The 3,954-nt window shown below is 40.8% G+C and carries 5 protein-coding genes; 1 reads left to right on the plus strand and 4 read right to left on the minus strand.

Features of this window, described 5'->3' with window-relative positions:
• The first annotated feature begins 2 nt into the window (after nt 1–2).
• Nucleotides 3–902 (plus strand): IS481 family transposase, encoded by a 900-nt coding sequence (locus ACIPUA_RS06425; protein WP_449059348.1) that lies wholly within the window; start codon nt 3–5, stop codon nt 900–902.
• A 242-nt stretch (nt 903–1,144) separates the two neighbouring features.
• Here the strand turns inward: ACIPUA_RS06425 and ACIPUA_RS06430 are convergent, their stop codons facing one another.
• The 4 genes from ACIPUA_RS06430 to ACIPUA_RS06445 all read right to left on the minus strand — a co-directional run bounded on the left by ACIPUA_RS06430 (nt 1,145) and on the right by ACIPUA_RS06445 (nt 3,812).
• Complete coding sequence (locus ACIPUA_RS06430) at nt 1,145–2,095, minus strand: Rpn family recombination-promoting nuclease/putative transposase (protein WP_449059443.1); 951 nt, start codon at nt 2,093–2,095, stop codon at nt 1,145–1,147.
• A gap of 313 nt (nt 2,096–2,408) precedes the next feature.
• On the minus strand, nt 2,409–2,594 hold the full coding sequence (locus ACIPUA_RS06435; protein ID WP_110592910.1) for a hypothetical protein: 186 nt from the start codon (nt 2,592–2,594) through the stop codon (nt 2,409–2,411).
• A 2-nt stretch (nt 2,595–2,596) separates the two neighbouring features.
• On the minus strand, nt 2,597–3,148 hold the full coding sequence (locus ACIPUA_RS06440; protein WP_449059444.1) for a hypothetical protein: 552 nt from the start codon (nt 3,146–3,148) through the stop codon (nt 2,597–2,599).
• 46 nt (nt 3,149–3,194) lie between these two features.
• Nucleotides 3,195–3,812: a DUF2913 family protein gene (locus tag ACIPUA_RS06445; RefSeq protein ID WP_449059445.1), complete on the minus strand. Its 618-nt coding sequence runs from the start codon at nt 3,810–3,812 to the stop codon at nt 3,195–3,197.
• Nucleotides 3,813–3,954: the final 142 nt, after the last annotated feature.

Below are 3,954 nucleotides of genomic sequence, written 5' to 3' on the forward strand. Positions count from 1 at the left end.
ACATTAAAGCTAAACGAGATATTGCACATAAAACAAAAATCTTAAATCATGCCCGTGAGAGCAAAAATATTGCTAAAACTTGTCGTCATTTTGGGATCAGTAGAGAAACTTTTTATACTTGGAAAAGAGCTTATGAACGAGATGGCGAGAAAGGATTAATCAACAATAAACCCTGCCCTGAAAATCCAACCAGAAGAGTTGCAAAACACATCGAAGAGCTGGTTATTTATCTGCGTACGACTTACCATTTTGGTCCCCAACGTATCGCTTGGTATCTTCTACGGTTTCATAACATCAAAATATCACGCTCTGGCTGCTATTATGTATTGCTCAGAAACAAATTAAACCAACTTCCCCAAAATCAGCGAAGTCGCTCTAAACCACTATTTAAACGTTATCAGAAACAAGTGCCAGGGCACCATGTTCAGGTTGATGTGAAGTTTTTATTTTTTAATACGCCTGATGGACAACGAATTAAACGTTTTCAATATACAGCAATTGATGATGCGACACGGATCAGAGCACTTAAAATTTATGAAAGGCACAATCAGGCTAATGCTATTGATTTTATTAATTATGTTGTAAATAAATTTCCCTTTAGAATCAAAACGATTAGAACGGATAATGGGCACGAATTCCAATCGAAATTTAATTGGCATATTCATGATCTAGGGATGGAGCATGTCTATATTAAGCCAGCTACCCCCAGATTGAATGGGAAAGTAGAGCGTTCTCATTTAACAGATAAACAGGAATTTTATCAATTAATCGATTATAAGGATGATGTCGATTTACACGAAAAATTAGCTGAATGGGAGGCATTTTATAATTGTCATCGCCCCCACTCAGCTCATGCTGGTAAAACACCGTATGAAGTGTTAAAAAATAAGCTTGGTCTTTAAGACTAAACGTCAGCCGAGGTTCTGAGTGACACACTTTTCTTGGGCTTGTTGCAAATAATCGCTATGACTGCTTTTTGCTCAACTGTGTAGTGGTCAACTAAAACAGTCTCTACATTGAACAATCGATTCATAAAGGCAGATTTCTCCCAAACTGCCCCCTGAAAGAGCGCAAAACATCGCTAAACTCATTGAGCTAGCGACGTTTGCGTTAAGCATAAAAATGAAAAAAGAATAGAGTCAGACTACTGCAGGGAAATGAGCTCTTCGCGACTTAAACCAGTACTTTCAACAATAAGGTCAAGACTAACCCCATTTTTAAGCAAGTTACGTGCCATCATAATCTTGGCATCACGCATACCTTTTTCGATACCTTGTTCAATACCTTGTTCAATACCTTGCTCTAGACCTTTTTCCCAGCCAATCTTCTCGCCTTTATCTTGTAAGCGTTGTGCAATATTCATTATTGCCTCCTTATGCCTTTCTGCCTGTTCACTCAATTGCTGGACAATATGTTCAAAGTTGGGGGAGTCCAGTGCAATGAACAGGTAATTGAGGATAGTGATGATGTCGTTATCACTATTATACTGTTGATTGAGCGCTTGTGCCAATAAGGGGATAATCGTGTCAAATTCATCCCGCAAATATTTGTGCTTCATCGCCAGCTCCATCACGGCCACTTTGCGATGATTCACCAACTCATTATCATCAATCACCGTTACATCAACCAACGGGAACGGCTGGGTATATAATTCATTAGCCATATCAGCTAATGGAAAACAATCGGTCCACAATTGAGAATAGGGGTAGGGTGAACGACCACCGTGATAAAACAGTACCGGCACGACTAACGGTAATGTTTTATGCCCTTGCTGAAGATGTTGGTTCATGGCTAAGAAAGCATAGTGCATGAGTCTCCAGGCCATGAGTTTATCGGGCGTGGACTGGTGCTCGACGAGAAGATAGATATACCCTTCACCTTCGGTGGTTTGCACCGAATAGAGCACATCGGATAATCGAGACCGCAGCTGTTTATCGATAAACGAGGAATTTGTCAGTGCCAATGTGCTGAAATCACACAACGCTTTGATGTGATCAGGCAGGTGAATGTCAAAAAAGTCCTTTGCGCTGTCAATCTGCGTCATAAACCCTTTAAAAGCCGCATCATGTGCCGTCGGCGTGTGCTTAGGTTTCATTATTCGGTTACTCACTCCTCACGAAAGACTGTGCATCATAACGCAGAATTAATTTTCTGTCTGTTTTTCGGATTTCAATGTTCGTGTGAAGTCTAATTTGCATTTTCGTCCACAGACTCAATGCATTTAATGACACAATTTCAATGAATTAGTTAGCTAATGGACGATAAATAAAAAATTAAATGCGTTTTAGTCTAAGTCACCATGTCAATCAAATCATGGTAAATGTTAACCTTATTCACCAAACGGTCAGGAGATTTAACAAAATTGACACGGATTCACGTCTAAATGACAAACCATTCAAGGATTAGCTTTACATTTCATTCCATAAACGGGGAGCTGGCGATTGCGTGATAATGAGAGTTACCGTTAATAAAATAAAACAAAAAATCAATGTATTTAAATATTTATCTGACCCACCATGAAGACGCGAACGCAGATACACAAATAACATCAAGCAAAACACAATGACTTGCGTCGTCATTAAAATGATAAACACCATCAACTCCTCACATTAAAGCATGCCTTCCCGGCTGCCATATCATTCACTAAGCATTCCGTGACATAGTCCGCGTATTGATTTAATGCCGGTCCTGCATTGTTTAATGATTGCTTTGAATAATGTTCAGCCAAAATACCTTTAATCTGAGTCACATTCAATCGAGGCATGTCGATATTGAGCGTCACCAACAACGTATCAATACGGCGTAATCGTATGACATATTCTCGTACTGAACACGGCTTCATGGATAAATCGACTAATAAATAGTGCTGAAAACCCACCAAATCAAAAAAGACAGGTAAGGGTGGCGTATGCAATTCACGGCAAAAGCGGCACAGCACCTTCAATCGCGTCGTTTGCAGGGTATGCCACTCCTCGTCAGTCAGCTGCTGTGACAGGTGACTGATATCCTCTTTATGGATAGCGACACCATCTAGCATTAACGACACCCGATTTAGCTTAATCTGGCAACACGTGCAACGATGTGGTTGGTTTTTAAACTCAGTCAAATGCTGCCTTAATGTACGTATTTTCGATTTTTTTCTGGTCATCGGCCTTTCCTCTTATTGATAAAAAAAGGAAAACGAGTGACGCCAACTACAACGGCAATAAATGATAGCGCGGCAAAGCGTCATCAAATTCGCCCTGAAGATGGTGTTGTTTGATGACTTCACTAAATTGTGCTTTATCACCCAGTACCCAAAACGCCACCGAGTCTATCTGTTTTCCGTCATCACTAAACCCCGTGGTTAAAGCAGAGGCAGTCACATAGAAGGTAGGAATTGCAGTGACTATCGGCTTTTTCATTATCAGTTTTTGCCAGCGGTCTTCACTGAGTACCACACTGTCCCAGCCCAAATCTTTAAGTAGTTCAGTCGCGTAAGTTAAGCGAAACAAATCATTTTGGCTAGCCAAATCACAACAACACGAACGCCACAGATATTCTAACCGTGATTTTAATTTTGAGGTCATTAATCGTTGTTGCCCCAGATGGATGAGCCATTCAAAATCATGGACGACACAGCGGTGAAACCGTTTTTGTTTGAGTGCTGTTTGTAGCCAGCGAAGCAGAAAAAGATTTTCAGACTGGGCGTTTCGAGCCGCTTTTCCATCCCATTGCGCCAGTTTGAGCGCGACTAAAGCGGCAAAGGCTAATTTACCTAACCAATGATTTTTTTCTTCAACAGAAATCGGGGGATTTATTACTTTTGTCATGCGGGTCGTGATTGTTGTTTAGCTAGTCTTTGTATGCGTTTTAACGTATCGGCGACATCCGATTCCGTGACAGTCCCGTTCGGCTGACCGTATTTATCATAGCGTACTGCACCCGGCATAATCGTCGTACGGTATTTGACAC

Source organism: Providencia sp. AGC89 (genome assembly GCF_053543535.1).

Excerpts from the sequence above, each read along its gene's own strand:
- ACIPUA_RS06430 (WP_449059443.1), bottom strand. The coding sequence starts at position 2,095 with ATGAAACCTAAGCACACGCCGACGGCACATGATGCGGCTTTTAAAGGG.
- ACIPUA_RS06440 (WP_449059444.1), bottom strand. The coding sequence starts at position 3,148 with ATGACCAGAAAAAAATCGAAAATACGTACATTAAGGCAGCATTTGACT.
- ACIPUA_RS06445 (WP_449059445.1), bottom strand. The coding sequence starts at position 3,812 with ATGACAAAAGTAATAAATCCCCCGATTTCTGTTGAAGAAAAAAATCAT.